Here is a 22,855-nt window from a genome sequence, read left to right as displayed (position 1 = left end):
GCTTGCAAGCCTGTTGCGTAATTCTTTAAACCAGAATCGGCTGAAAGAATTATGCAACAGGCATAAAGAGCTACAGCGGCATGTCTTAGTGTGACAGCCATGCCTGCCATGGCGACATTATTGCATCGGACCGAGATCGTAACAAGCATAGGTAGGGTCAGGCTATGACAACTGCCAATGTTGGAAGAACCTCATGCATCCCTGCTTTGGCGGCCAGTAAGATTATCTCAAATGGACAAGACGGCAGAATACCAACAGCCACTGTTAGTGGCTGTTGGTAAAAGGCTTCGGCGTCGCCTTGATGCAGATGGATCGAAAGGGGTCGATCCTTCTACCCGAGACGCGACGCCGCGCCGGACAAGCGGTCAAGGAAACCGCTTCCGGCATTTCCGAGGGCCGCCCTTGCGGTAGGCGGTGTGGCCTCGGAAAGAGAAGGTTGAAATTTATGTGCGTGGTGCCGGGTTGGATGGATAGTCCGAGGTCCGGGGCGGAGGCGCCAAAGCTTTCACTCTCTTGCGCCCACGCTGCCAAGCCGAACAATGGTTCGTTACAGCAGCGATAGCTGCACACCATTGCCCATAGGCGGGATGAACAGATCGTCGCGCAATTGCATGCTCCGACGGCCCATGCCGAGGCGTTTGGTGGCTATCTCGAAACGGCGGCTGATCTGCCAGGCATAGGGGCCGGTGCCCTTCATCCGCTTGCCGAATTCCGCATCGTAATCCTTGCCGTCGCGCATAGAGCGCACCAGTGACATGACATGGCGATAGCGGTCGGGATAATGTTGCAGAAGCCAGTCACGAAACAGCGGGCTGACCTCCAATGGCAGGCGCAACAGGACATAGCTCGCCTCCGAGGCTCCGGCTGCCTTGGCAGCATCGAGGATACGCTCAATTTCATGATCATTGAGGGCGGGAATGATCGGCGACACCAATACGCTGGTCGAGATGCCAGCCTCGCTCAGGGCCTTGATCGCCTCCAGCCGACGGCTTGGGGTCGAGGCGCGCGGCTCCATGGTCCGGGCCAGCTTGCGGTCCAGCGTGGTGACTGAAATACCGACCTTGGCCAGGCCCTTTTCGGCCATATCGGCCAGAATATCGATGTCGCGTAGCACCATTGCCGACTTGGTGACGATGGCAACCGGATGACTGGCCTCTTTCAGCACCTCAAGCAATTGCCGCATGATCCGCCATTCCCGCTCGATGGGCTGATAAGGATCGGTATTGGTACCGATGGCGATGGTGCGGGGCTTGTAGCCGGGCTTGGACAGTTCGCGCTCCAATAGTTTCGGCGCATCCGGCTTGGCAAACAGCCGGGCTTCAAAATCAAGCCCTGGAGACAGGCCCATATAACTGTGGCTCGGCCTGGCAAAACAATAGATGCAACCATGCTCACAGCCGCGATAGGGATTGACCGACCGATCAAAGGGAATGTCCGGCGAATCATTGCGGGTAATCACGGTCTTTGGCCGTTCCACCTGGACTTCGGTGCGGAAAGGCGGCATGTCTTCGAGGCTTGCCCAGCCATCGTCTTCCAACTGCCGCTCCAGCGTCTCGAAACGCCCGGAGGGATTGAGCCCCGCGCCGCGTCCACGCCTGCGTGCGCCATCCACCCGAAGCCCTGAGGCGACCAGTAGCACGTCGGCAATATCCGCCGTATTGGCAGGCTGAAAGGCAGCCTGCCTGACATCAGACAGTACGGTCATTTGGAACTCCTGACGGGCCAACCGGCCCTTTCATGAGCTCAGATTTAGCTCTAAAAAGAGAACAATGCAAGAACAAAATGCTGCTCTCGAAAACGTAATCATGGATTGCGTAAAATCAAAAATACACCAAAAAATATATTCAATCGTCGCAATGAGAAGTAAAAAGCAGCATGTCCTGCTCCCTCCACTTGCGGATCTGTCCTCGATCAAATTCCAGTCAAGCACGGTTCACCCGTGGTAAAGCATGATGCATTGCGGTATGAGTAACGGATGTTGACTGTTATTATCGAATGCCACGATCAGGAAAGCGAATTGGCGCAAACCTTGACCACCCTTGTCGCCGGGGCGGTGCAGGGTATTATTTGTGATGTGGTTGTTCTGGATCATGGGTCCAGCGATGGGACGTCGCGGTTGGCCGATGCAGCGGGCTGCCGATTTCATATGATTTGGGATTTGCGAGATGTGGTTGCGGCAGCCAGGGGCGAGTGGTTGCTGCTGGTCGAGCCAGGCGCCCGGCCATCCTCTGGATGGATCGAGGAAGTGGCGGAATATGTGGCGCTGAACAGCGCGCCAGCCCGGTTTTCACCCTCAAGGCATCATAAGCGTCCGTTTTTTCGGCGCTTCACCCGGCGCGGCCCGCCGTTGGAACAAGGATTTCTGCTGCAAAAGAGCCAAGCTCAATCCCTGGTCAAGACGGGCATGAAGCTCGCTGATCTGGTCGCTGGGCTGAGGGGGAGGGCGCTGTCGAGTGAAATGGTGCCAGCTTGGGTGGTCCGCCAGGCACGGGCTTAACTTTGCCTCTTAAGGGCCCCAGGCTTGCTGGGCTTGCCCCCATATCGGCCCAGCCAGTGTTTTTGTTTTACACCTTGTCCCGCTTCAGATGCTCGGCCAGCCGTGGCATGATTTCCACGAAATTGCAGGGCCGGTAGCGATAGTCCAACTGTTGCGCGAGAATGCCATCCCAACCGTCCTTGCAGGCACCGGGAGAGCCGGGCAGGACGAAAACGAACGTGCCATTGGCAAGCCCGGCTGTGGCGCGCGACTGGATGGTCGAGGTGCCAATCTTATCATAGGAAATTCGGTGAAACACGGCGGAAAATCCGTCCATCCGCTTGTCGAACAGCGGCTCCACCGCCTCCGGCGTCACATCCCGACCGGTAAAACCGGTGCCACCGGTGGTGATGATCACGTCGACATCCTGCGATTGGCTCCAGGCGCGCACTTGGTTGGCGATCCGATCGGCATCGTCGGTGACGATGGCGCGGTCGATGAGCTGATGCCCAGCCGTCTCGATCCGCTCGACCAGCACATCGCCAGAGCGGTCATCGGTCAATGTCCTGCTGTCCGACACCGTCAGAACGGCGAAGCCGAGGGGAATAAAAGTGCGTGTTTCGTCCAGTCCGGGCATGTCGGGTCTCCGATACAGCATGTCCGGTCAATTCCGAACCACGCGATAGTTTATAGAGTCTGGCTCGCCTGAAAATACCAATCAGGCTTCTCCGTGATAAGCAATTTTTCAGCGGCGACAGCTGCTTCATAGGTAGGATAAAGGCCGAAACAGGTGGCCCCGGAGCCTGACATCCGGGTGACAAGCGCGCCGGTTGCTTCGATCATCCGGGAAAGCTGGGCAATGTGCGGACACAAGGTTTCGGCGGCGGGTTGCAGATCATTGCGCAATCGGCGGAGCGTCTCTGTCCATAGGGCTTGCTCAGCTAAAGGTGGCAGCGGGCCAATCGGTGGATTATCGCGCCTGGTCATCGCCTTGAAGATCGCCGGTGTCGAGACCGCCTGCAACGGATTGCCGAGCAGGAGGCCAAAGCGTGGCAAGGCTGGCAGGGGTGTCAGGTCTTCGCCAATGCCTGTGGCGCGCAAGGATGTGCTGGCAAGGCACATCGGCACATCTGCTCCCAGCTTTAGGGCCAGATCCTCCAGGGCCGCTGGCTCAAGATGGCTGTCCCAGAGGTGCTGTAAAGCCCTCAGCGTGGCTGCGGCATCGGCTGAGCCGCCGCCGATGCCGGATGCAATCGGCAGATTTTTGTGGAGGGTGATGGCAACGGGCGGGGCGGTAAGGCCCTTAGCCAGCGTGGCTGTCCGCAACAGATCCCGCGCCCGGATAACCAGGTTTCCAGCCGGATCTTCCGACTGAAGCGGGCCGGCAAACCGCCCTGACAGGGTAAATTCGTCCTGTCGGGCCGTTTTAACCGTAATCACGTCGCCATGTTCGGCAAATGACACGAGTGTATCGAGCAGGTGGTAGCCATCATTCCGCCTGCCCGTGACATGCAGGGCAAGATTGATCTTTGCCGCTGCAATTTCACGAAATTCGGTCATTCGGCTTCCTGCCTCGCCCTGTTTGAAAACCAAGGCATCAACGATGCTCAGGACTTCTTTTCAGGTTGATCCGGCGTCTGCGGGGCAGGTGCGGGCGCCGGGGCGACCGGCGGTGTGGCTTCGGCTGCCCCAGGCCCAGCAGGCAGGTCCGGCAATCCCTTTTCCAGCTTTTCCTGCACCGTAGCGATCAGTTCGGGTTCCGGCTTGAACGCCAGGACCTGTCGCCACTGGAAGGTGGCTTCCAGTTTGCGGCCAACCCGCCAATAGGCGTCGCCCAGATGGTCGTTGATCGTCGCGTCACCGGCCTTCAACTGCACGGCACGCTCCAGTTCCTCGACCGCCTCGTCATATCGGCCCAGCCGATAATAGGCCCAGCCGAGCGAATCAACGATATAGCCATCATCAGGCTTCAGCTCGACGGCTTTCTTGATCATCTCCAGGCCCTCCTGGAGATTGCGGTTCATATCCACCCAGGAATAGCCGAGATAGTTGAGAACCTGTGGCTGCTGGGGATTAAGCTCCAGCGCCTTGCGGAAGTTCGGCTCGGCCTGATCCCATTTCTTCAGGCGTTCATAGGCAATGCCGCGCTGGAAAAACACCGGCCACTGGTTCTTTCCGGGGGCCGAACCAAGAATCTCCGCTGCCTTGTCGTAATTGGCGGCCATTTCGGTGTAGTCCTTGGCATCCGACAACACGCTGCCATAGGCCAGATAGGAGCGGATATCCTGCGGATCCGAGGCGATCAGCGATTTCAGATGGGCCTTGGATTCCTCGACCTTGCCGGTTTCGGCCAGCGCCAGACCCAGCTGCATTTCGGAAATCCGCCGCATCGGCGATTCGGCCGGCACCTGCTTGTAGAAGGAAATAGCCAGATCTGTCTGTTTGTTGCCCTCGGCAATGCCACCCAGCATGATCAGCGTATCGGCGCTGTCGGGATCGAGCGCCCGCGACAATTGCAGATACAGCGCAACGGTGTCCTGGGTTCCCTGGCGGTTCAGAGCGCCACCGATCGAAAACAGCACTGAGGCTGCCCCTTCATCAGCGGTGGCCACCTGCGGCTTGGGAACCTCGCCCTTTTCGATCCGCTCGCGCATCGCCTTGAAGGGCGGATAATTGTTCAACACTTCATCGCCAGCCGCCAGCGCATCGAGTGCCTTCTGCTTGTTGCCGGTCTTGGCTTCCAGCGTCGCCAGCGCCATGACGGCACGCAGGAACGTGTCGGGCGCGGTCGCGCCGCCCTCGCGGTCAGTGATAACGCCGCTCAGATAGCTGCGGGCCTTGGTCTCGTCGCCAATCGCGGCAGCCATCACGCCCGCATTGTAATTCTTGAAAATGCCGTACCAGTCCGGGCCTTTCATCTTGTCGAGATCGGCAAGGGCTTCCTTGCCACGCCCGGCGCCCATTTTCGCCCAAGCGGTCAGCAGCGCATTGGTCAGCCGGTCGAGATCGTTCGGCCCCTTATAGGCAAGGACTTTTTCCGCCGTGCGGTATTTCTTGCCTTTGATAGCCTCCAGCCCGCGGACAATAGCGGTAATGCGCTCAACGGCCTGATCCTTGCGCAGCTCGTTGGCGTATTTCGCGCCTTCCTCGAAGCGGCCAGCCATCAGCAGCGACAGCATCAGGCTTTCGCGGATTTCCAGGTCCTGCGGTTCGAAACGCAGCGCCTTCTCGTAAAGGGTCACGGCGGTCGTGAAATCGCGGTCGGTGTTGGCCGTGCGGGCCGCCAGATACGCGCCGGACAGAGTATCGACCTCATCGAGATCGAAGCCATCGACCGGCTGTTTTGCCGTTTCTGCCGCCATCGCTACCGGCGGAGCCAGGAAGGACGGGAGGACGCCCCCGCTGAAGGACACCAGAAGCAGGAGCGCTGTGCCCGAGAGGAAGCGTTTGGCAAAGATCTGCCGCATGAAGAAGCCTTTCAACCAAGATCACCGGTCATTCGACCGGATCGGGCAACCAGGGTCACCGGCCATTCTGGCCGGATCGGAAAATTCAACATCAGGCCAGCGAATCAGAAGGCTGCGAGGCTCGCTGCCAGCCAGGTCGCTGAGACCGGAACATGATATGTAAGAGCCTTGCCCCCACGTGACCAGTCAATGTGATGGCAACAGAATGGCTTTTTTGCGTAAGTGACATAAAAACCTCCCGGAACGTGTTAGCGGCAATGGCTCCCGGTTTTCCGGAGGAACGTCGGAGCATTTCAGCGTTTCAAGAAAACCGGGTGTCTTTGGTGGATGTATTTCCAGATGCCAAACCGCAACATGGTCTGGCTGGAAATGTTTTAACTGACCCGTTCGATGCAGAAATCGATGACGTCCATCAAGGCATCTTTCCAGACGCCGTCAGGCACCGGCGCCAAGGCATCGCGGGCGACGTCGCCATAGTGAATGGCCCGCGCCACTGTATCGGAAAGACCGTTATATTTGGTAATCAGCCCCATGGCCTTTTCCAGATTGGCATCGTCATGCCTGCCGCCTTCCAGCGCTTCGCGCCAGAAGCCCCGCTCGGCCTCGTTGCCACGCCGGTAGGCGAGAATGACTGGCAGGGTGATCTTGCCCTCGCGGAAATCGTCTCCGGTATTCTTGCCGAGATCCGCGACCTTGCCGCCGTAATCCAGGGCATCATCGACCAGCTGGAAGGCCAGGCCCAAATTCATGCCGTAGGATTTGAGCGCGTTGCGCGCACCTTTGTCCGTTCCGGCGACGATAGGACCGACTTCGGCGGCGGCGGCAAACAGCGCCGCCGTCTTGGCACGAATGACCGCCTGATAATCGTCCTCGGTGGTTTCCATGTTCTTGGCGACCGAAAGCTGAAGCACTTCGCCCTCGGCAATCACCGAGGCCGCCGTTGACAAGACATCCAGCGCTTCCAGCGAGCCGACTTCGACCATCATTCGAAATGCCTGGCCAAGCAGGAAATCGCCGACCAAAACACTGGCCTGGTTGCCCCAGATCATCCGGGCGGTGGATTTGCCGCGCCTGAGGTCGCTCTCATCCACCACATCGTCATGCAGCAGCGTGGCAGTGTGCATGAATTCGACGCTGGTGGCGAGCTTGATATGGCCTTCGCCTTCATAGCCGAACATCGCGGCGGAGGCCAGCGTCAGCATCGGGCGCAGGCGCTTACCACCAGAGGAAATCAGGTGATTGGCGACTTCCGGGATCATCTGGACATCGGATCCGGCCTTGGACAGGATCAGTTGATTGACCCGCTCCATGCCGTTGCGGGTCAGGTCCACCAGAGGTTGCACCGAGGCCTGTTTGTTTTTCTTGTCACCAAGCGGTATCACTGCGCCCAACTGTCCGGACTCCTGTTTATTCCTGTATCAGGACTGCGATAGCGTGTGGATTAACACACCACAAGACCGCGTTGGCCCCTTATATCCAAGGCTCAATGTCATCTCAATCCCAACCGGGCCTAGCCCAACCGGATTTGGCCTAACCGGATCGGGCAATTGTCGTCGCTTCGACCCAACTTACGGTTTTTTTGCCTGACTGTCGCGTCATCAAGCGGTGTTTGCGCGAAAATTCGAGACATAATGCTCAAACAAACATAAAAAGCGGTTGGCGACCCGGCAAGAGCGGAATTTCTCTATCCCGCAGATTTGATAGGACTCATCATCGCATGCATGAACTCATTCGCACCAATGACGCCGTTTTACTGTCCTTTGCCCAGAGCCTGATGAAGGATGCCGGTATCGAGAGCCTGATTGCCGACCAGTCGATGAGCATTCTGGAAGGATCGCTCGGGCTTTTGCCACGCCGTTTCCTGGTCGAGCCGGGCCGGGCAGAGGAAGCGCGGCGCATCCTGATCGATGCCGGTCTTGGCGCAGAATTGCGCGACGGCGCGGCATAAGCGAGATCGGGACAGAAGGCCATGGCTTTTGAGGTGACTGCCTCCGATATCATCAACGAAACCGTCGATGCCTTTCATCGCGGCGGCTTTTTCCTCGTGCAACCAAAAGGCCGTGGTCATCGCGCTGGCATGGATGCCATGCTCTTGGCAGCGTTGGTGGGGGAGGGTGGCACGGTTGCAGATCTGGGCGCTGGCGCCGGTGGCGCGGGTTTGGCTGTTGCCTCGCGTCTCCCGATGGCCACGGTGACGCTGGTTGAGCGTTCCCCTGACATGTTGTCCTATGCGCAAAAGACCCTCGGTCTGGCCGAAAATGCCCATCTGGCCGACCGGGTAAACCTGGTCGCGGCGGATGTGACGCTGACGGGACGGGCGCGCCGGGCGGCGGGATTGCCGGACGACGCTTTCGATCATGTGATCATGAACCCGCCCTTCAATGACGGGCGCGATCGTATGACGCCTGACAGCCTGAAGGCCGAGGCGCATGCAATGGACGGGGATCTGTTTGAACGCTGGCTGCGCACCGCTGGTGCGATCATGAAACCCGGCGGGCAATTGTCGCTGATTGCCCGGCCGCAATCGGTGGCCGAGATCATCGCCGCCTGCGGCAAACGCTTTGGCGGTATCGAGATCACCCTCATCCATCCAAGGGAGGGCGAAAGTGCGATCCGCCTGCTGCTGACGGCGATTAAAGGCTCGCGCGCCCGGCTCACCTTCCGAAGCCCGCTGATCATGCATGGGCCTGAAGGCCACGCCTTCCTGCCTCAGGTCGATGCGCTCAACAACGGTCGGGGGGGCTATCCGAGGCTGGACATCAAGACGATCTGATAGGTTGCTGCGGCTGGGTCATCAGGCAAAAATGAGCCCTGCCATTGCGTTTACGCCTTCAAGACTTACATGACTGTTCGGTTTGGAACAGCAAAGGATGTGACGCATGGCGGGTCTATGGAAGCGGTGGGTGCCGAAGCGGTTTCGCAAGCAGGAAATCGTCATTCCCGTCGTGCGGCTGCATGGCGCGATCATGAGCGGCGGCAGCCGGTTTCGCCCGGCGCTGAACCTCGCCGCTATCGCACCACTTCTGGAAAAAGCCTTCAAGTTGAAGGACAGTCCGGCTGTAGTGCTGTCGCTCAATTCGCCGGGCGGCTCGCCGGTGCAATCGCGGATGATCTTTCAGCGCATCCGGACACTGGCCGATGAACACAGCAAGACCGTGCTGGTGTTCGTGGAAGATGTGGCAGCCTCCGGGGGCTATATGATCGCCCTTGCAGGCGACGAAATCATTGCCGACCCGACCTCGATTGTCGGCTCGATCGGCGTCGTCTCCGGCGGTTTCGGCTTTCCCGAGTTGCTGAAGAAGATCGGCGTCGAGCGGCGCGTTTATACGGCGGGCGAAAACAAGGTGATGCTCGATCCGTTTCAACCGGAAAAACAAAGCGATATCGACTATCTGAAGACCCTTCAGCTGGATATTCACGATGTTTTCATCGACATGGTCAAGACACGGCGCGGCATCCGGCTTAACGACAATCCGGAGCTGTTTTCCGGCCTGTTCTGGACGGGGCGCAAGGGTTTCGAGCTCGGTCTGGTGGACGGCCTTGGTAGTATGCGCGAGGAGATCAAGGCGCGTTATGGCAAGACAGCCCGGCTGGAATTGATCTCCGGCGCGCGTGGCCTGTTCGGCCGACGTCTGCCGGGAGTTGACACGGCGCTTTCTGCTCCCAGTGATATCGGCAGCGCCGCTGCCGCAGGCCTTGTGGAGACGCTGGAAGACCGTGCGCTCTGGGCGCGCTATGGGCTTTAGATATCCTTGATGTCCTTTGTCTTTTGGGAGAACCGGGGCTTTCGGACATGCGGGTGACCTGATAAAGGAGAGTGATGTCCTGTCGGTTTTCCAACGGACGTGGTAATCCGTGGGCGAGCAGGCAGCATGACGCGCATTCTCTTTTTTATCATTCTGATCGGCCTTGCCGTATGGTATTATCGGCGCTGGACGGCGTCGGTGGCGCAACGCAAGGCGGTTAATGCCCATCGCCGGAGTGGGCGCGACAGCGATGCGGTCACCACTCTGGTCAAGGATCCGAAGACCGGCGAATACCGGGTGAAGCAGGACGACTGATCAGAAGGGTCGAAGGTGACCCTTCTATTCGGGCATCGGTATGAAATGCCAGCCTGTATACATGGTGCGTTGACGGCGACCTTGGTGCAGGGACACTTTCGAGCAAGATAAAGTGTGCCAAAACCAGGTCGGTTGTGCAGCTCTGCTTGCATCATGCAGAAATTATGATTTTATAATCGGGAACAACCTGCTGGTGAAACCTGTTTCACTGCCTTGCCGGTACGTCTGCCTGATCCCCTGTAGGTCAGGACAGGGATTATATAAAGCCTATAAACTGTTACAGTGAACCGGAATGCGCCCGAAGAGCGCTCGGCACTGTAATCCTATGATGTAATACTTTGAACCTGGGGGAACTTGGCATTGTCTTTTCCGGAGGCGAAACACGCCTGGCCATCCTCTCATGTCTCTATCAGCACCGATGATTTTCTGGCTGGCGGCGGTAAAATCGGCGAGATGATCCGCCATTTCGACTGGGCAGCCACCTCGCTCGGTCCGATTAACACCTGGCCGCTATCGCTGAAAATCACCATGCGAATGGTGTTAGCCTCACGTCAGCCCATGTGCTTCTGGTGGGGGCCGGACCTGCTGCAATTCTACAACGATGCCTATGAGCCAATGCTCGGCCTGCGCAAGGACAAGGCCCTGGGCGTGCCTTTTACCGAAATCTGGGCGGATGTCTGGGAAGGGGTCCTGCCGTATGTGCGCAGTGCCCTGGCCGGCAAGGCGACATGGGAAGAAAATATGCCGCTGGTGATGACCCGCAACGGTTTTGCCGAACAGACCTATTGGACATTTTCCTATAGCCCGCTTTACGGCGATGATGGCGCTGTGCATGGGCTGCTGAATATTGTCACGGAGACCACGCAGGCCGTGCTTGACCGCCAGGCGCTGGAGACGAGCCATGAGGAAACCCGCCAGCATCTTCGGCAAAAAGAAGCCTTTGAGCAGGAATTGCGCCTGCTGAACGGCGAACTCGCGCACCGCGTGAAAAATATGCTGGCCATGGTGCAATCCATAGTCGGCCAGACCATGCGCGGCGCGCAATCGCTGCCGCAGGCGGCGAGCCTGGTTTCGGCCCGCATTCAGGCCTTGTCCAAGGCGCAGGACCTGTTGACCGGCAAAAGCGTGGCCTCGGCGGATATCGCCGAAGTGGTCGAAAATGCCATCGAGCCGCATCGTGACAGGCCTGACCGTTTTCAGGCTGTTGGACCGTCTTTACAAGCGTCTTCGCGTCAGGCGCTTGGCCTGTCGCTGGCCCTGCATGAGCTTGCCACAAATGCCACAAAATATGGATCGCTGTCGGTGACGGAGGGTCAGGTGCGAGTGGAATGGGGCAAGGATGACGATGGCCGTTTCTTCCTGCGCTGGAGCGAGCGCGGCGGGCCGCCGGTGTCTGAGCCGGAGCGTCGTGGCTTCGGCTCCAAGCTGACCGAGCGCGTCGTGGCGGATCTGTTTCGCGGCGAGGCGAAGATTGATTTTGCGCCTGAAGGCGTGGTGTTTCTGCTGCGCGGGCAATTGGACCAGGTCACTGGACACTGACCGATCGTTGCACCAGAGCAACCGTGCCGCACAACGCCACTCTTGACCGCAAAGGCCGCGCATGGCAGGTCAGACTGACCCTTTGACTTCGATGATACATGCAGGTTCCCATGACGCTTCCTCTCGCTCCTTCGGCTTCCGCCCCGCATATGGACCCGAAGCGCTCCTTTCAGGCGCTGATCCTGACGCTGCACACTTACTGGGCCGACAAGGGCTGCGCCGTGCTGCAACCCTATGATATGGAAGTCGGTGCTGGTACGTTTCACCCGGCAACGACGCTGCGCGCGCTTGGCCCTAAGCCCTGGAAGGCTGCTTACGTCCAGCCCTCGCGCCGTCCGTCCGATGGCCGCTATGGCGAAAATCCCAATCGCTTGCAGCATTACTACCAATATCAGGTGATCCTGAAGCCGAACCCCTCCAACCTGCAGGAGCTTTATCTCGGCTCGTTGAAGGCCATCGGTCTCGATCCGCTGCTGCATGACGTACGCTTTGTGGAAGACGATTGGGAAAGCCCGACGCTGGGCGCCTGGGGTCTTGGCTGGGAATGCTGGTGCGACGGCATGGAAGTCTCGCAATTCACCTATTTCCAGCAGGTCTGCGGCATCGAATGCTCGCCGGTGGCCGGCGAGCTGACCTATGGTCTGGAGCGTCTGGCCATGTATGTACAGGGCGTCGATAATGTCTATGACCTGAACTTCAATGGCCGCGACGGCGAAGAGAAGATCTCCTATGGCGATGTTTTCCTGCAAGCCGAGCAGGAATATTCCCGCCATAATTTCGAATATGCCAATACCGAAATGCTGCTGCGGCATTTCACTGATGCAGAGAAGGAATGCCAGGCGCTGCTGGATGCTGGTGCGCCGGGCGAAAGCGCCAATCAGGTTCTGCACAAGTGCGTGTTTCCGGCCTATGACCAATGTATCAAGGCAAGCCACGTCTTCAATCTGCTGGACGCGCGCGGGGTGATTTCCGTCACCGAGCGCCAGAGCTATATCCTGCGGGTGCGCACGCTGGCCAAGGCCTGCGGCGAGGCCTTTTTGCAGACCGATGCCGGTGGCGCGAATTTCGGCAAGGCCGCGTAAGAGCTTGGAAACGGCTGGGGAGAGGGCAAGGGCATGACGCTGGACACCCTTCTCCGGCGAATGACATGGATGCGGCGCGGCTGGCTGATTCTCGCAGCTCTCTGCGGGGTGCTTTATTTCATTCTGGTGCCGTTTTTTCTCTACACCGCCTGGGTTCAATATGTGGTGGCGGCCACCGGCTTTGCGACCTATACCGGCGTCACCAGCTGGCTGGCGCAGGGTGTTGGTCGCTGGGCGGCTTTTATCGAGATTGCCGCTTTCGTCTTTCGGGTTGCCAGCGCCTGTTTCTGGTTGGCCTGGCTGTGGCTTGCCGTTCACTTCGCCATCCGTCTTTCACCTGATGCGCCGCCACGACTCGGCCCATGGGTCTCGGTGATCTGTTGGTTCGTGCCGATCATCAAATATATATTTCCCCAGGTGGTGATGATGGAAATTGCCCGCATCACCATGCGCGATGACCACGCTCCGCCGGAAGGACAAGTGCCGGATCATGATCTGCCAGTTCTGAACGTTCGAGACTTGTACTGGCTCGCCCCATCCATTCTGGTCTGCAATCTGGTGAGCCTGACGGTGATGAATGTCGTATCGCAGGCTGTGGCTGACCGGTTGCAGTTCTCGGCCCATAGTCAACACATCCTGCATCTTGCCGCTGCCGGTGGTGTTGCGACCCTGTTGTCGCTTTTGGCAATGGATGCCTATGTCCGTACGATGGCGAAAGCCCAGGAAACCCGGCTGGCACGGTTGTTCCTTGATCGCGACCTTTCTGCACCTTGAAGGTTGGCACATTGAAGATTGCAATGGAAACGGCCGCGCGCTACTTGCATAAGCCCTTAAGCCGGAAACGATTTAAGGACTTATGCAGCAGGCAAAAGCCCGGTTAACCCACGGACATGCTCATGACCCTTACCGCCAAGACCGCCGACGCCCTCACCATCCTGCCGCCTGCAAAGCCGCTAACCGGCCATGTCAGCCCGCCCGGCTCAAAGTCGATTACCAACCGGGTTCTGCTGTTGGCGGGTCTGGCCAATGGCACCAGCCGGTTGACCGGCGCGCTGAAAAGCGATGACACCCGCTATATGGCGGATGCGCTGAGAACCATGGGCGTCACCGTTGAAGAGCCGGATGAGACCACCTTCGTCGTGACCGGCACGGGCCTGTGGCGCGCCCCTGAGGAGGCGTTGTTTCTCGGCAATGCCGGTACGGCGACCCGCTTCCTGACGGCGGCGGTGGCACTGGCCAATGGCCGGTTCACTATCGATGGCGACGAGCATATGCGCAAACGGCCGATCCAGCCGCTGGTCGATGCGCTGCAATCGCTGGGCGTGGCGATTGCCGCCCCAAGCGGCTGCCCGCCGGTTGCCATCGATGCCAAGGGCGCTTTTACGAAAAACCGGGTGGTGATCGATGCCGGTCTCTCCAGCCAATATGTCTCAGCCCTGCTGATGGCGGCCCCGATGGCAGGTCAGGCATTCGAGGTGGAACTGGCCGGTAGCGAGATCGGCGCGCGGGGCTATATCGACCTGACACTTGCTGCCATGCGCGCCTTCGGCGCCCGCATTGAGCAACCGTCCCAGACAATCTGGCGGGTCGAGCCGACCGGCTACAAGGCAAGCGATTTCCACATCGAGCCGGATGCCTCCGCCGCCACCTATCTCTGGGCTGCGGAAGTGTTGACCGGTGGCAAGGTTGATATCGGCACGCCCGCCGGGCAGTTTACCCAGCCCGATGCCAAGGCCCATGCTGTCATTTCTGCCTTCCCGACCATGCCCGCTGTGATCGACGGCAGCCAGATGCAGGACGCCATCCCGACCATCGCCGTGCTGGCGGCCTTTAACGAAACGCCGGTGCGTTTCGTCGGCATCGCCAATCTGCGTGTCAAGGAGTGCGACCGTATCCGGGCGCTCTCGACCGGCCTCAACGCCATCCGCCCCGGCCTTGCCACGGAAGAGGGCGACGACCTGATCATCGCCGCCGATCCGGCGCTTGCCGGTCAGACCCTGCCCGCAAAGATCGACACCTTCGCCGACCACCGCATTGCTATGAGCTTTGCGCTGGCTGGCCTGAAAATCTCCGGCATCACCATCCTTGATCCCGGCTGCGTGGCGAAAACCTATCCCGGCTATTGGGACGCGCTGGCCTCGCTTGGGGTGGACTATCAGAACGACTGATCCGCTTAAGATGGCAGTTTGCCATTGTAAGCCCCCGGAAAATTTTGCTAGCAGGTGTTTACCTGTAAAACCACTGGCCTCGTCCTGCTGAGGCAAGGAAAGTCAATATGCCTGATCTTCTGCTTGAACTTCGCTCCGAGGAAATCCCTGCACGTATGCAAAGGAAAGCGGCGGGTGATCTGAAAAAGCTGGTCACGGATGCACTTGTTGATGCGGGCCTGACCTATGAGGGTGCTCGGGAATATTGGACACCACGTCGGCTGGTGCTGGACATTCGCGGCCTGACGGCCCGGTCCGCCGATGTGAAGGAAGAAAAGAAGGGGCCAAGCGTTTCGGCGCCGGAAAAGGCCATCGAGGGCTTTTTGCGCGGCGCGGGGCTTGCCTCCATCGATCAGGCCGTGGTCAAGACCGATCCCAAGAAGGGCGATTTCTACGTCGCGATGATCGACAAGCCGGGCCGGTCAGCCGAAGAGATCATCACCGAGGCGATGCCGGGCATTATCCGCAGTTTTCCGTGGCCGAAGTCCATGCGATCAGGTGCGGCGTCCATGCCAAAGGGTTCACGCTATGGCGGCATCGAAGGCAAGGGGTCGGAAAGCCTGCGCTGGGTGCGGCCGCTGCAATCCATTCTCTGTACTTTCGGCTCCGAGCATGACGAAGTGGCGATCATTCCCTTCGAAATCGACGGGATCACCGCTTCCAACGTGACCTATGGCCACCGCTTCCACGCGCCGGATGCCATCACCGTGCGGCGCTTCGACGATTATGTGTCGAGCCTGGAAAAGGCCAAGGTGATCCTCGATGCCGAGCGGCGCAAGGACATCATCCTGCACGACGCCCGCGACATCGCCTTTGCCAACGGGCTGGATCTGGTGGAAGACGAGGGCCTGCTGGAAGAAGTGTCCGGCCTGGTGGAATATCCGCAGGTCCTGCTTGGCACGTTTGAGGCCGATTACCTGTCGATCCCCTCGGAAATCATCAGGCTGACCATCAAGACCAACCAGAAGTGCTTTGTCACCCGGCCAATTGGCGAGAGTGAAAAGCTCTCCAACCATTTCATCCTGATCTCCAACATCGCCGCCCATGATGGCGGCGCGGAAATCATCCACGGCAATGGCAAGGTGGTCCGCGCCCGCCTATCCGACGCCCTGCATTTCTGGAAGCGCGACCAGGGCAATCTGCCGGATCTGGAAACGCTTGAAGCCTCTGCCGCAAAATTCGACCTCGACCTGAAAAAGCCGCTCGACCAGCGGATGGCCAAGCTGGATGCGCTGAACGTGACCTTCCACGCCAAGTTGGGAAGCCAGGGTGAGCGTGTGGCCCGCATCCGCGCTTTGGCCAAGGTTCTCGCCCCCATCGTCGGTGCAGATGAAGCTTTGGTGGACCGCGCCGTGGTGCTGGCCAAGGCCGACCTGCGCACCGAAGCCGTCGGCGAATTCCCCGAACTGCAAGGCCTGATGGGCCGCAAATATGCGACGCTACAAGGCGAGTACGAAAGCGTCGCCGCCGCCATCGAGGATCATTACAAGCCGCAAGGCCCATCGGATCGTCTGCCGGAAGACAAGGTGGCGATTACGGTGGCGCTGGCCGACAAGCTGGATACGCTGGTTGGATTTTGGGCGATTGATGAGAAGCCGACAGGGTCGAAGGACCCGTTTGCGCTGCGGCGGGCGGCGTTGGGCGATGTCCGTATTTTGCTTGAGAAGAATATACGTCTGTCCTTGCTTGATGTTTTTGCTCATTCGTTGCTAGGCCGTTCACTTGCGAGCGAGGAGATTGAGCGAATTATTGATGCCGCTATTTACGAAAGTGTTGCGGGTGGAGCGCCCAAAGACAGTACTTCTTCAAAGTACTCGCAGGAGTTTGCGTCGGTATTCTTGGGCGGGTCTCTCCTCTCCTTCTTCCACGACCGTCTGAAAGTCTATCTGCGCGATCAAGGCGCCCGCCATGACATTATCGACGCCGTGCTGACGCCTGAGGCCGACGACCTGCTGATGGTCGCCCGCCGCGCCGAAGCACTCACCGCCTTCATCACCTCCGAAGACGGCAAGAACCTGCTGGCCGGCACCAAGCGCGCCACGCAGCTGTTGGCCGCGGAGGAAAAGAAGGGAACGGTAGTGGCCGATGGCGTGTCCGAGGCACTGCTGACACTCGACGCCGAAAAGGCGCTTTATGTCGCCGTCGTGCAAGCCACCCAATCCGCAGCCGAGGCTGTGGCCAAGGAAGATTTCCGCTCCGCCATGCAGGCGCTTTCCACCCTGCGCGCCCCCGTCGATAGGTTCTTCGAGGATGTGCTGGTCAATGACGAGGACGCCGCTATCCGCGCCAATCGCCTGGCGCTGTTGAAAGCCATCCGCGAGGCAACCGGCACGGTGGCGGATTTCTCCAAGATCGCCGGGTAAGGAAAGCAGGCGCAGACATGGATAAAATCCTGATCAGCGCCTGCCTGATGGGCCGCCCGGTGCGCTATGATGGCAAGGGCAAGCCCCTGCATCATCCCGCTATTGCCCGCTGGCAAGACGAGGGGCGGCTGGTGGTGTTTTGCCCCGAACAGGCCGGTGGCTTGCCGACGCCGCGTCCGCTTGCGGAAATCGAGCAGGGCGGCACCGGCGCAGATGTGCTGCATGGCCGCGCCCGGGTGCTGGAAGTGACCGGCGGCGATGTTACCGCGGAGTTCATCGCCGGTGGCCGCAAGGCTGTGGATGTGGCCTTGGAACAGGGCTGCCGCTATGCGCTGTTGATTGACGGCAGCCCTTCCTGCGGCTCCGGCTTTATCTATGACGGCTCGTTTTCAGGCACCCGCCATCCGGGTTTCGGCGTGACAGCGGCACTGTTGAAAGAGGCGGGTGTTGCGGTGTTTTCAGGTAGGGAGATCGACGCGCTGGAGGCAGTGATGGCAGACAGGCCCTGACGCAAAAAGCCGCCGGATTGCTCCAGCGGCTTTCGTCTCGGGAGTGATCTGTTTCAGCCAGCCCGGCGCATCTGCTGGGCCATGCCACCAAGAGCCGCGCCATCACCCTGTTGGTTGACGCGAAAACCCTGGATCAGGTTGAGAAGGTCGCCGGTGTCATTGGCGAGAACCTCGGCTGAGGCGGTGGTTTCCTCGGCCATGGCGGCATTCTGCTGGGTGGTGGTGTCGAGCACGTTGAGCGCGGAAGAGATCGAGCGGAGCGTGGTATCCTGTTCCTGGGCACTGGCGGCAATCCGCGCCACCACCTCGTTGGCCTCGGTGATCTGGGTGGAGATCCGCTTCAGGGCTTCGCCGGTGCGTCCCACCAGCTGCACGCCTTCATTGACCTGGGCCGACGAGCGGGCGATCTGTGCCTTGATTTCCTTGGCGGCTGCCGCCGAGCGTTGTGCCAGTTCGCGCACTTCCTGGGCGACGACCGCAAACCCCTTGCCGCTCTCGCCGGCACGCGCGGCTTCCACACCGGCATTCAGGGCGAGAAGGTTGGTCTGGAAGGCGATTTCGTCGATCACCCCGATGATCTTGGTGATTTCCTCAGAGGATTTTTCGATGCCACTCATCGCCTCGATGGCGTGGCCGACGATGCCGTCGCTCTGCTGGGCTTCCTGGCTGACCGATTTCACCCGGCTTGCCGCCTCGCGGGCGCCATCGGCGGTCTGGCGGATTGCCACGGTCAATTCGTCCAGCGCTGCCGAGGTTTCCTCCAGATTGGCGGCCTGGCGCTCGGTGCGGGTCGCAAGCTCGCCGGAGGCGCGGCGGATTTCTTCCTTGCTGACGCTGATATCGTTGCCCTTCAGGTTGACGCGGGCCATCGCCTGCTCCAGCCGGGTCAGGGCATCGTTGAAATTATGGCGCAGATCCTCGTATTTGGCGCCGAGATCGGCGCAGCGCACGGTCAGATCGCCGGTTGCCAACTTTTCCAGCGAGGCGCCAATGGTGGCGACCACATGCGCCTGGGCGCGGGCCTCTTCAGCCTGCCGGTCCGCATTCTGCTGACGCTCGCTGTCCAGTTCGCGCTGCTGTTCCTCCTGGCGGGCCACCATGGCATGGCGTTCCCGCACCTTTTCCTGCAAGGATTTGGTGGCCTTGGCCATCATGCCGACTTCATTGCTCATATTGGTATGGGGAATGGTCAGCGTGACATTTTCATCGGCCACGGCCCGCAGCGCATCGTGAATGGCCGTCAGCGGTCGCGAAATGCCACGAATCACCACATAAGCGGCGGCAAGACCGATGACGAAGACGATCAGGCCCATGGAAATGGCCTTGAAGATTGCCGCATTCACCTCCGCATCGAGATCGTCCATGTAGAGGCCGGTCACAACCACGACGCTCCAGGGCTCAAAGGCCTTGGCATAGGAACTCTTGCGGAAATCATTACCCTCCAGGCCAGGCTTTGGACCATAGAAGTCGGTGCGCCCGCCGCCTTCGCGGCCAAGCTTGACCAGTTCGTCGCGGTACGCAAACCCCTTGCTGTCGGCTTTGCCTTTAAAGTTCTGCCCGACCCGCTTCGGATCGGGATGAAACAGCATGTTCACATCATAGTCGTAGCCGAAGAAATAGCCGTCCGGATCGAATTTCAGCGCATTAATCGTCTCATAGGCCTGCTTTTGCGCATCGGCCCGCGACAGGGTGCCTGCCACTTCCTTGGCATTGTAAAGCTTCATCACCGAAATGGCGGTTTCCACCTCGGTGCGCAGCATTTCATAGCGTTGGGTATAGATGGTTTGCTCTGAGGAGCGGATCTGGAAGAATGTCGCAATTGCGAAAGCCGCCATCAATCCGCCGACCAACAGGAACAGTTGCAGCGAAATCCTGAGATTTTTCATGGGTGTCTTCCAGCCTCGATCAATTTTCAAGGAGTATAGTGAAATTTGCTAAAAAAAGCCTAAAGACAGTCGCTTGGCAGTTTTTTGGTTGTATTTTATCAGTGGCTGACGAGTGGGTTGTGTGTCTGCGTTATGTCGCAAATGGCAAACGCAACGTCACAGTCTCAGATTGTCGCCTCATCAACACCACGGGGCCGGTAGCGGAGGGATTATTTCAGGCGCAGTTGCATTCTATCTGCATCGAGAGAGTGATGATCATCGCCAACGGCTGCGGTGGTCGTTGCCGTGTCGAGTCCGTCTCCGGCCAGCCCCACCAATTGATTGTCATGGTCCAGCCAGCCATCCGCCTTTTGAACGAAGGTGACGGGCGAGCCGCCCAGCCAGGCTTCGGTGCGTACCAGCTGTTTATGGCCGTTGCTATCGCGAAGCTCGATCCGCTGGGTGCCTTCCGCTAGGATTTCCTGGGTCTGTTCCGGCGCTTTTATCGGGACGCTGGGCGGGCAGGTTGTGCAGGCCATAGCCGAAATGCTGGGTGTCGCCACGTCGCCGCCACCGATTATTTCGATGGATGAGGCTTGCGCCGTCTGTGACAGCAACAGGGTGGCAAGAGTGGCGATCACGGCCCGCATTGACTGGCTCCTCAACGGCTGGCTCCTCAAATTCATAGGGAGAGATTAGCCAAAGGATGTTGTCACGCCGTAATCTGGAATGTTCAAATTTTATCGATTGCTCGTTTTGGATCAGGATTCCGACGGCTTTTCGCGGGCAATCGCCTGCCAGCCGATATCGCTGCGGCTAAATCCATTGTCCCACTCCACCTGATTGGCCAGCGCATAGGCCTTGGCCTGGGCGTCAGCCACCGTCTTGCCCCGGGCCGTAACGTTCAGCACCCGTCCGCCGGTGGCAATCAATTGGCCGTCCTTCAGCGCGGTGCCGGCATGGAAAACCTTTGCCTCATCGCTTGCGGCAGGGACGGCGGCAATCGGGGTGTTCTTGGTGAAGCTGCCCGGATAACCTTTGGAGGCCAGGACCACGGTCAGCGCCGGATCGTCGTGCCATTCGGCGGAGACCTGGTCTAGCGTGCCTGACGCGCAGGCATGTAGCAGTGGCAGCAGATCGCTTTTCAGCCGCATCATCAGCACCTGGCATTCCGGATCGCCAAAGCGGACATTGTATTCGATCAGCTCGGGGCCTTTTTCGGTGATCATCAGGCCTGCGAAAAACACGCCGGAAAACGGCATGCCCAGTTCCGCCATGCCGCGCATGGTCGGCTCGATGATCTCGCGCAAGGTGCGCTCCACCATGTCAGGCGTCATCACAGGGGCAGGCGAATAGGCACCCATGCCGCCGGTATTGGGGCCGGTATCGCCATCGCCGACCCGCTTATGGTCCTGGGCGGTGGCCAGCGGCAACAGCGTCTTGCCATCGCAAAGGCAGAAGAAGCTGGCTTCCTCGCCATCCAGAAACGCTTCTACCACCACCTCGGCGCCTGCGGCCCCAAACGCGCCTTCGAAACAATCGTCAATGGCCGACAGCGCCTCGTCCAGCGTCATTGCCACGGTCACGCCCTTGCCAGCCGCCAGGCCATCGGCCTTGATGACGATCGGCGCGCCCTGCTGGCGCACATAGGCTTTGGCTTTCGGGGCATTGTTGAAGCGCTGGTAAGCGCCGGTCGGAATGTTGAAGCGGGCGCAGACATCCTTGGTAAAGCCCTTGGAGCCTTCCAGTTGCGCGGCTGCCGCCGATGGGCCGAAAACGGTGAGGCCCGCGGCGCGCAGCGCATCGGCAAGGCCTGCCACCAGCGGCGCTTCAGGCCCGACCACGACGAAATCTATCGACTTGTCCTTGCAGAAGGCGATGACGGCGCTGTGATCATCGATATTGACGTTGACCAGTTCGGCATGTTCGGCAATGCCGGGATTGCCGGGCGCGGCGTAGAACGCGCCGATCAGCGGCGATTGGGCAAGCTTCCAGGCCAGCGCATGTTCACGTCCACCCGAACCGATCAGCAGAATATTCATGGCACAGCCCTCTGGAAAACCTGCCCGGCGGTTAAGGCGGGCAGCCGAAAAGGTCAAGAGGAAAGGTGCGTTGCTGTTGGAATGGCCGGTTTGCCGGTTGCGGAGGACAAGGCTGGAAAGCGGGCCTTCCACAGGCCGAGAAAGAGGCGGCGGGAGGGCTTTTCAATCACGCTATAGCTGAGCGTTGCCACTGCAAGGCTGGCGAAAATCATCACAAGGGCGGTAAGCCAGCCGGGCAGGGTGGGGCCAAACGCAGTGCGCAGCACCGTGATTGTCAGGAAACTGACCGGCATGTGGAAGAGATAGAGTGAAAAGCTGATCCGCCCCGTAAAGCGCAGCGGAGCCGAGGCCAGCACCGCTTTGGAGAGCGGCGCTTCACAGGCGGCGAGATAGACGATGATGGTGGCGATCAGCGCCGTTGACGTGCCCCAGAAGGCATTGGCGGCGGCATAATAGCTTTGGCCGAGAAAGAACAGGGCGATCAAGGCAAGGACCACGAGACCGGAAAGCGCCGTTGCGGGCCGACAATAACCGGCGGAAAACACTCTGCCTGCCAACGCGCCGAACAGAAAATAGGGAATTTTCGACAGCAGCACGATGCCGGGGCCGGGGAAGCCGAGATACATGGCGATTGCAAACCCGCCAGCGATGGCCGCGCAAAGGCCGGGGCGCTTGGCCGGATTTTCGAAACACAGCCAGAGCAGCAGGAAAAACAGATAGAACTGAATTTCCGGTGGCACCGACCAGAACACGCCGCTGGAGCCGAGCATGGCGATATGGCGGAAGATCTCCACCAGGTCTGTAACCGGCTGGATATAGTGCAGCGCCGGAATGGCCGACAACAGGGTGACCAGCAGGACAGCGACCAGATAGACCGGATAGATCCGCACGAAGCGATGCACGAGATAATCGGCCACGCTGGCGCGGGTGAAGGGCTTTGCGCCGTAGAGATGGGCCATCAGGAAGCCGCTGAGCGAAAAGAACAGTGCCACCGAGGGGTCGCCGACCAGCAGGGCTGGAAGGCTGATGCCAAGCAGCAAGGGCATATGCGAGAGCACCACGGCAAAGGCCGCAAGGCCGCGCAATCCGTCAAGGCTTTGGATATATTGGCTTTTATTCATCGCTGACCTGTTCCTGGCAGGGTGCGCCTGCTCCATTTCGAACTATAGGGGCAGCGGAGAAAAAGTGAATGGTCATAAATGGTTAACCCTGTTCGGTGTGTGTTTTCCTAACGGAATGGTTAA

General features: G+C 59.5%; 20 protein-coding genes. 11 read left to right on the top strand and 9 right to left on the bottom strand.

Translation table 11 applies throughout. From position 1 onward, the window contains the following. Positions 1–547 precede the first annotated feature (547 nt). Entirely contained in the window at positions 548–1,705 is a 1,158-nt protein-coding gene (locus H1Y61_RS15955; protein ID WP_180573184.1) for a PA0069 family radical SAM protein, read from the bottom strand. A gap of 270 nt (positions 1,706–1,975) precedes the next feature. Between H1Y61_RS15955 and H1Y61_RS15950 the strand changes: the two genes are divergently transcribed. Continuing rightward, a complete protein-coding gene (locus tag H1Y61_RS15950; protein WP_174110096.1) occupies positions 1,976–2,497 on the top strand; it encodes a glycosyltransferase family 2 protein in 522 nt (173 codons plus the stop codon). 67 nt (positions 2,498–2,564) lie between these two features. Here H1Y61_RS15950 and moaB read toward each other — a convergent pair whose 3' ends face one another. The 4 genes from moaB to H1Y61_RS15930 form a co-directional block, all read right to left on the bottom strand. After that, a complete protein-coding gene (gene moaB / locus H1Y61_RS15945; RefSeq protein WP_180573183.1) occupies positions 2,565–3,113 on the bottom strand; it encodes a molybdenum cofactor biosynthesis protein B in 549 nt (182 codons plus the stop codon). Between the two features lie 50 nt (positions 3,114–3,163). Continuing rightward, positions 3,164–4,036 (bottom strand): 4-(cytidine 5'-diphospho)-2-C-methyl-D-erythritol kinase, encoded by an 873-nt coding sequence (locus H1Y61_RS15940; RefSeq protein WP_180573182.1) that lies wholly within the window; start codon positions 4,034–4,036, stop codon positions 3,164–3,166. 47 nt (positions 4,037–4,083) lie between these two features. Then, the gene (locus H1Y61_RS15935) at positions 4,084–5,943 is read right to left on the bottom strand and encodes a tetratricopeptide repeat protein (RefSeq protein WP_087727361.1); all 1,860 of its coding nucleotides are present in this window, start codon (positions 5,941–5,943) and stop codon (positions 4,084–4,086) included. Between the two features lie 374 nt (positions 5,944–6,317). Beyond that, the gene (locus tag H1Y61_RS15930; protein WP_174110099.1) at positions 6,318–7,334 is read right to left on the bottom strand and encodes a polyprenyl synthetase family protein; all 1,017 of its coding nucleotides are present in this window, start codon (positions 7,332–7,334) and stop codon (positions 6,318–6,320) included. A gap of 326 nt (positions 7,335–7,660) precedes the next feature. Between H1Y61_RS15930 and H1Y61_RS15925 the strand changes: the two genes are divergently transcribed. From H1Y61_RS15925 to H1Y61_RS15880, 10 genes are all read left to right on the top strand, one after another. Then, entirely contained in the window at positions 7,661–7,891 is a 231-nt protein-coding gene (locus H1Y61_RS15925) for a putative signal transducing protein (protein WP_041696271.1), read from the top strand. A 21-nt stretch (positions 7,892–7,912) separates the two neighbouring features. Further along, positions 7,913–8,716, top strand: a complete 804-nt coding sequence (locus H1Y61_RS15920; protein WP_180573181.1) for a tRNA1(Val) (adenine(37)-N6)-methyltransferase — start codon at positions 7,913–7,915, stop codon at positions 8,714–8,716. A gap of 106 nt (positions 8,717–8,822) precedes the next feature. Next, positions 8,823–9,689, top strand: a complete 867-nt coding sequence (locus tag H1Y61_RS15915; RefSeq protein WP_174110101.1) for a S49 family peptidase — start codon at positions 8,823–8,825, stop codon at positions 9,687–9,689. Between the two features lie 126 nt (positions 9,690–9,815). Then, complete coding sequence (locus H1Y61_RS15910) at positions 9,816–10,004, top strand: hypothetical protein (RefSeq protein ID WP_041696273.1); 189 nt, start codon at positions 9,816–9,818, stop codon at positions 10,002–10,004. A 354-nt stretch (positions 10,005–10,358) separates the two neighbouring features. Next, positions 10,359–11,543: a PAS domain-containing sensor histidine kinase gene (locus H1Y61_RS15905; protein ID WP_235680769.1), complete on the top strand. Its 1,185-nt coding sequence runs from the start codon at positions 10,359–10,361 to the stop codon at positions 11,541–11,543. Between the two features lie 149 nt (positions 11,544–11,692). Then, entirely contained in the window at positions 11,693–12,625 is a 933-nt protein-coding gene (locus H1Y61_RS15900; RefSeq protein WP_060719273.1) for a glycine--tRNA ligase subunit alpha, read from the top strand. A gap of 33 nt (positions 12,626–12,658) precedes the next feature. Next, positions 12,659–13,399: a DUF4328 domain-containing protein gene (locus tag H1Y61_RS15895; RefSeq protein ID WP_180573180.1), complete on the top strand. Its 741-nt coding sequence runs from the start codon at positions 12,659–12,661 to the stop codon at positions 13,397–13,399. Between the two features lie 122 nt (positions 13,400–13,521). Then, complete coding sequence (gene aroA, locus H1Y61_RS15890; RefSeq protein ID WP_180573179.1) at positions 13,522–14,793, top strand: 3-phosphoshikimate 1-carboxyvinyltransferase; 1,272 nt, start codon at positions 13,522–13,524, stop codon at positions 14,791–14,793. A gap of 107 nt (positions 14,794–14,900) precedes the next feature. Then, positions 14,901–17,195 carry a glycine--tRNA ligase subunit beta gene (gene glyS, locus H1Y61_RS15885; RefSeq protein ID WP_180573178.1) on the top strand — a complete coding sequence of 765 codons (2,295 nt, stop codon included), beginning with the start codon at positions 14,901–14,903 and terminating at the stop codon, positions 17,193–17,195. Between the two features lie 17 nt (positions 17,196–17,212). After that, positions 17,213–17,704, top strand: a complete 492-nt coding sequence (locus tag H1Y61_RS15880) for a 2-thiouracil desulfurase family protein (RefSeq protein ID WP_180573177.1) — start codon at positions 17,213–17,215, stop codon at positions 17,702–17,704. Positions 17,705–17,757: 53 nt separating this feature from the next. Here the strand turns inward: H1Y61_RS15880 and H1Y61_RS15875 are convergent, their stop codons facing one another. The 4 genes from H1Y61_RS15875 to H1Y61_RS15860 form a co-directional block, all read right to left on the bottom strand. Then, positions 17,758–19,590 (bottom strand): methyl-accepting chemotaxis protein, encoded by a 1,833-nt coding sequence (locus H1Y61_RS15875; RefSeq protein WP_180573176.1) that lies wholly within the window; start codon positions 19,588–19,590, stop codon positions 17,758–17,760. A 209-nt stretch (positions 19,591–19,799) separates the two neighbouring features. Continuing rightward, the gene (locus H1Y61_RS15870) at positions 19,800–20,219 is read right to left on the bottom strand and encodes a plant virulence effector HPE1-like domain-containing protein (protein ID WP_180573175.1); all 420 of its coding nucleotides are present in this window, start codon (positions 20,217–20,219) and stop codon (positions 19,800–19,802) included. Positions 20,220–20,330: 111 nt separating this feature from the next. After that, entirely contained in the window at positions 20,331–21,611 is a 1,281-nt protein-coding gene (gene purD / locus H1Y61_RS15865; protein WP_180573174.1) for a phosphoribosylamine--glycine ligase, read from the bottom strand. 53 nt (positions 21,612–21,664) lie between these two features. Continuing rightward, positions 21,665–22,732: an acyltransferase family protein gene (locus tag H1Y61_RS15860; RefSeq protein WP_180573173.1), complete on the bottom strand. Its 1,068-nt coding sequence runs from the start codon at positions 22,730–22,732 to the stop codon at positions 21,665–21,667. Positions 22,733–22,855: the final 123 nt, after the last annotated feature.

It is taken from the genome of Agrobacterium vitis (assembly GCF_013426735.1).
GTDB classification, from domain to species: domain Bacteria; phylum Pseudomonadota; class Alphaproteobacteria; order Rhizobiales; family Rhizobiaceae; genus Allorhizobium; species Allorhizobium vitis_D.
This window is presented reverse-complemented; position numbering and strand designations above follow the sequence as displayed.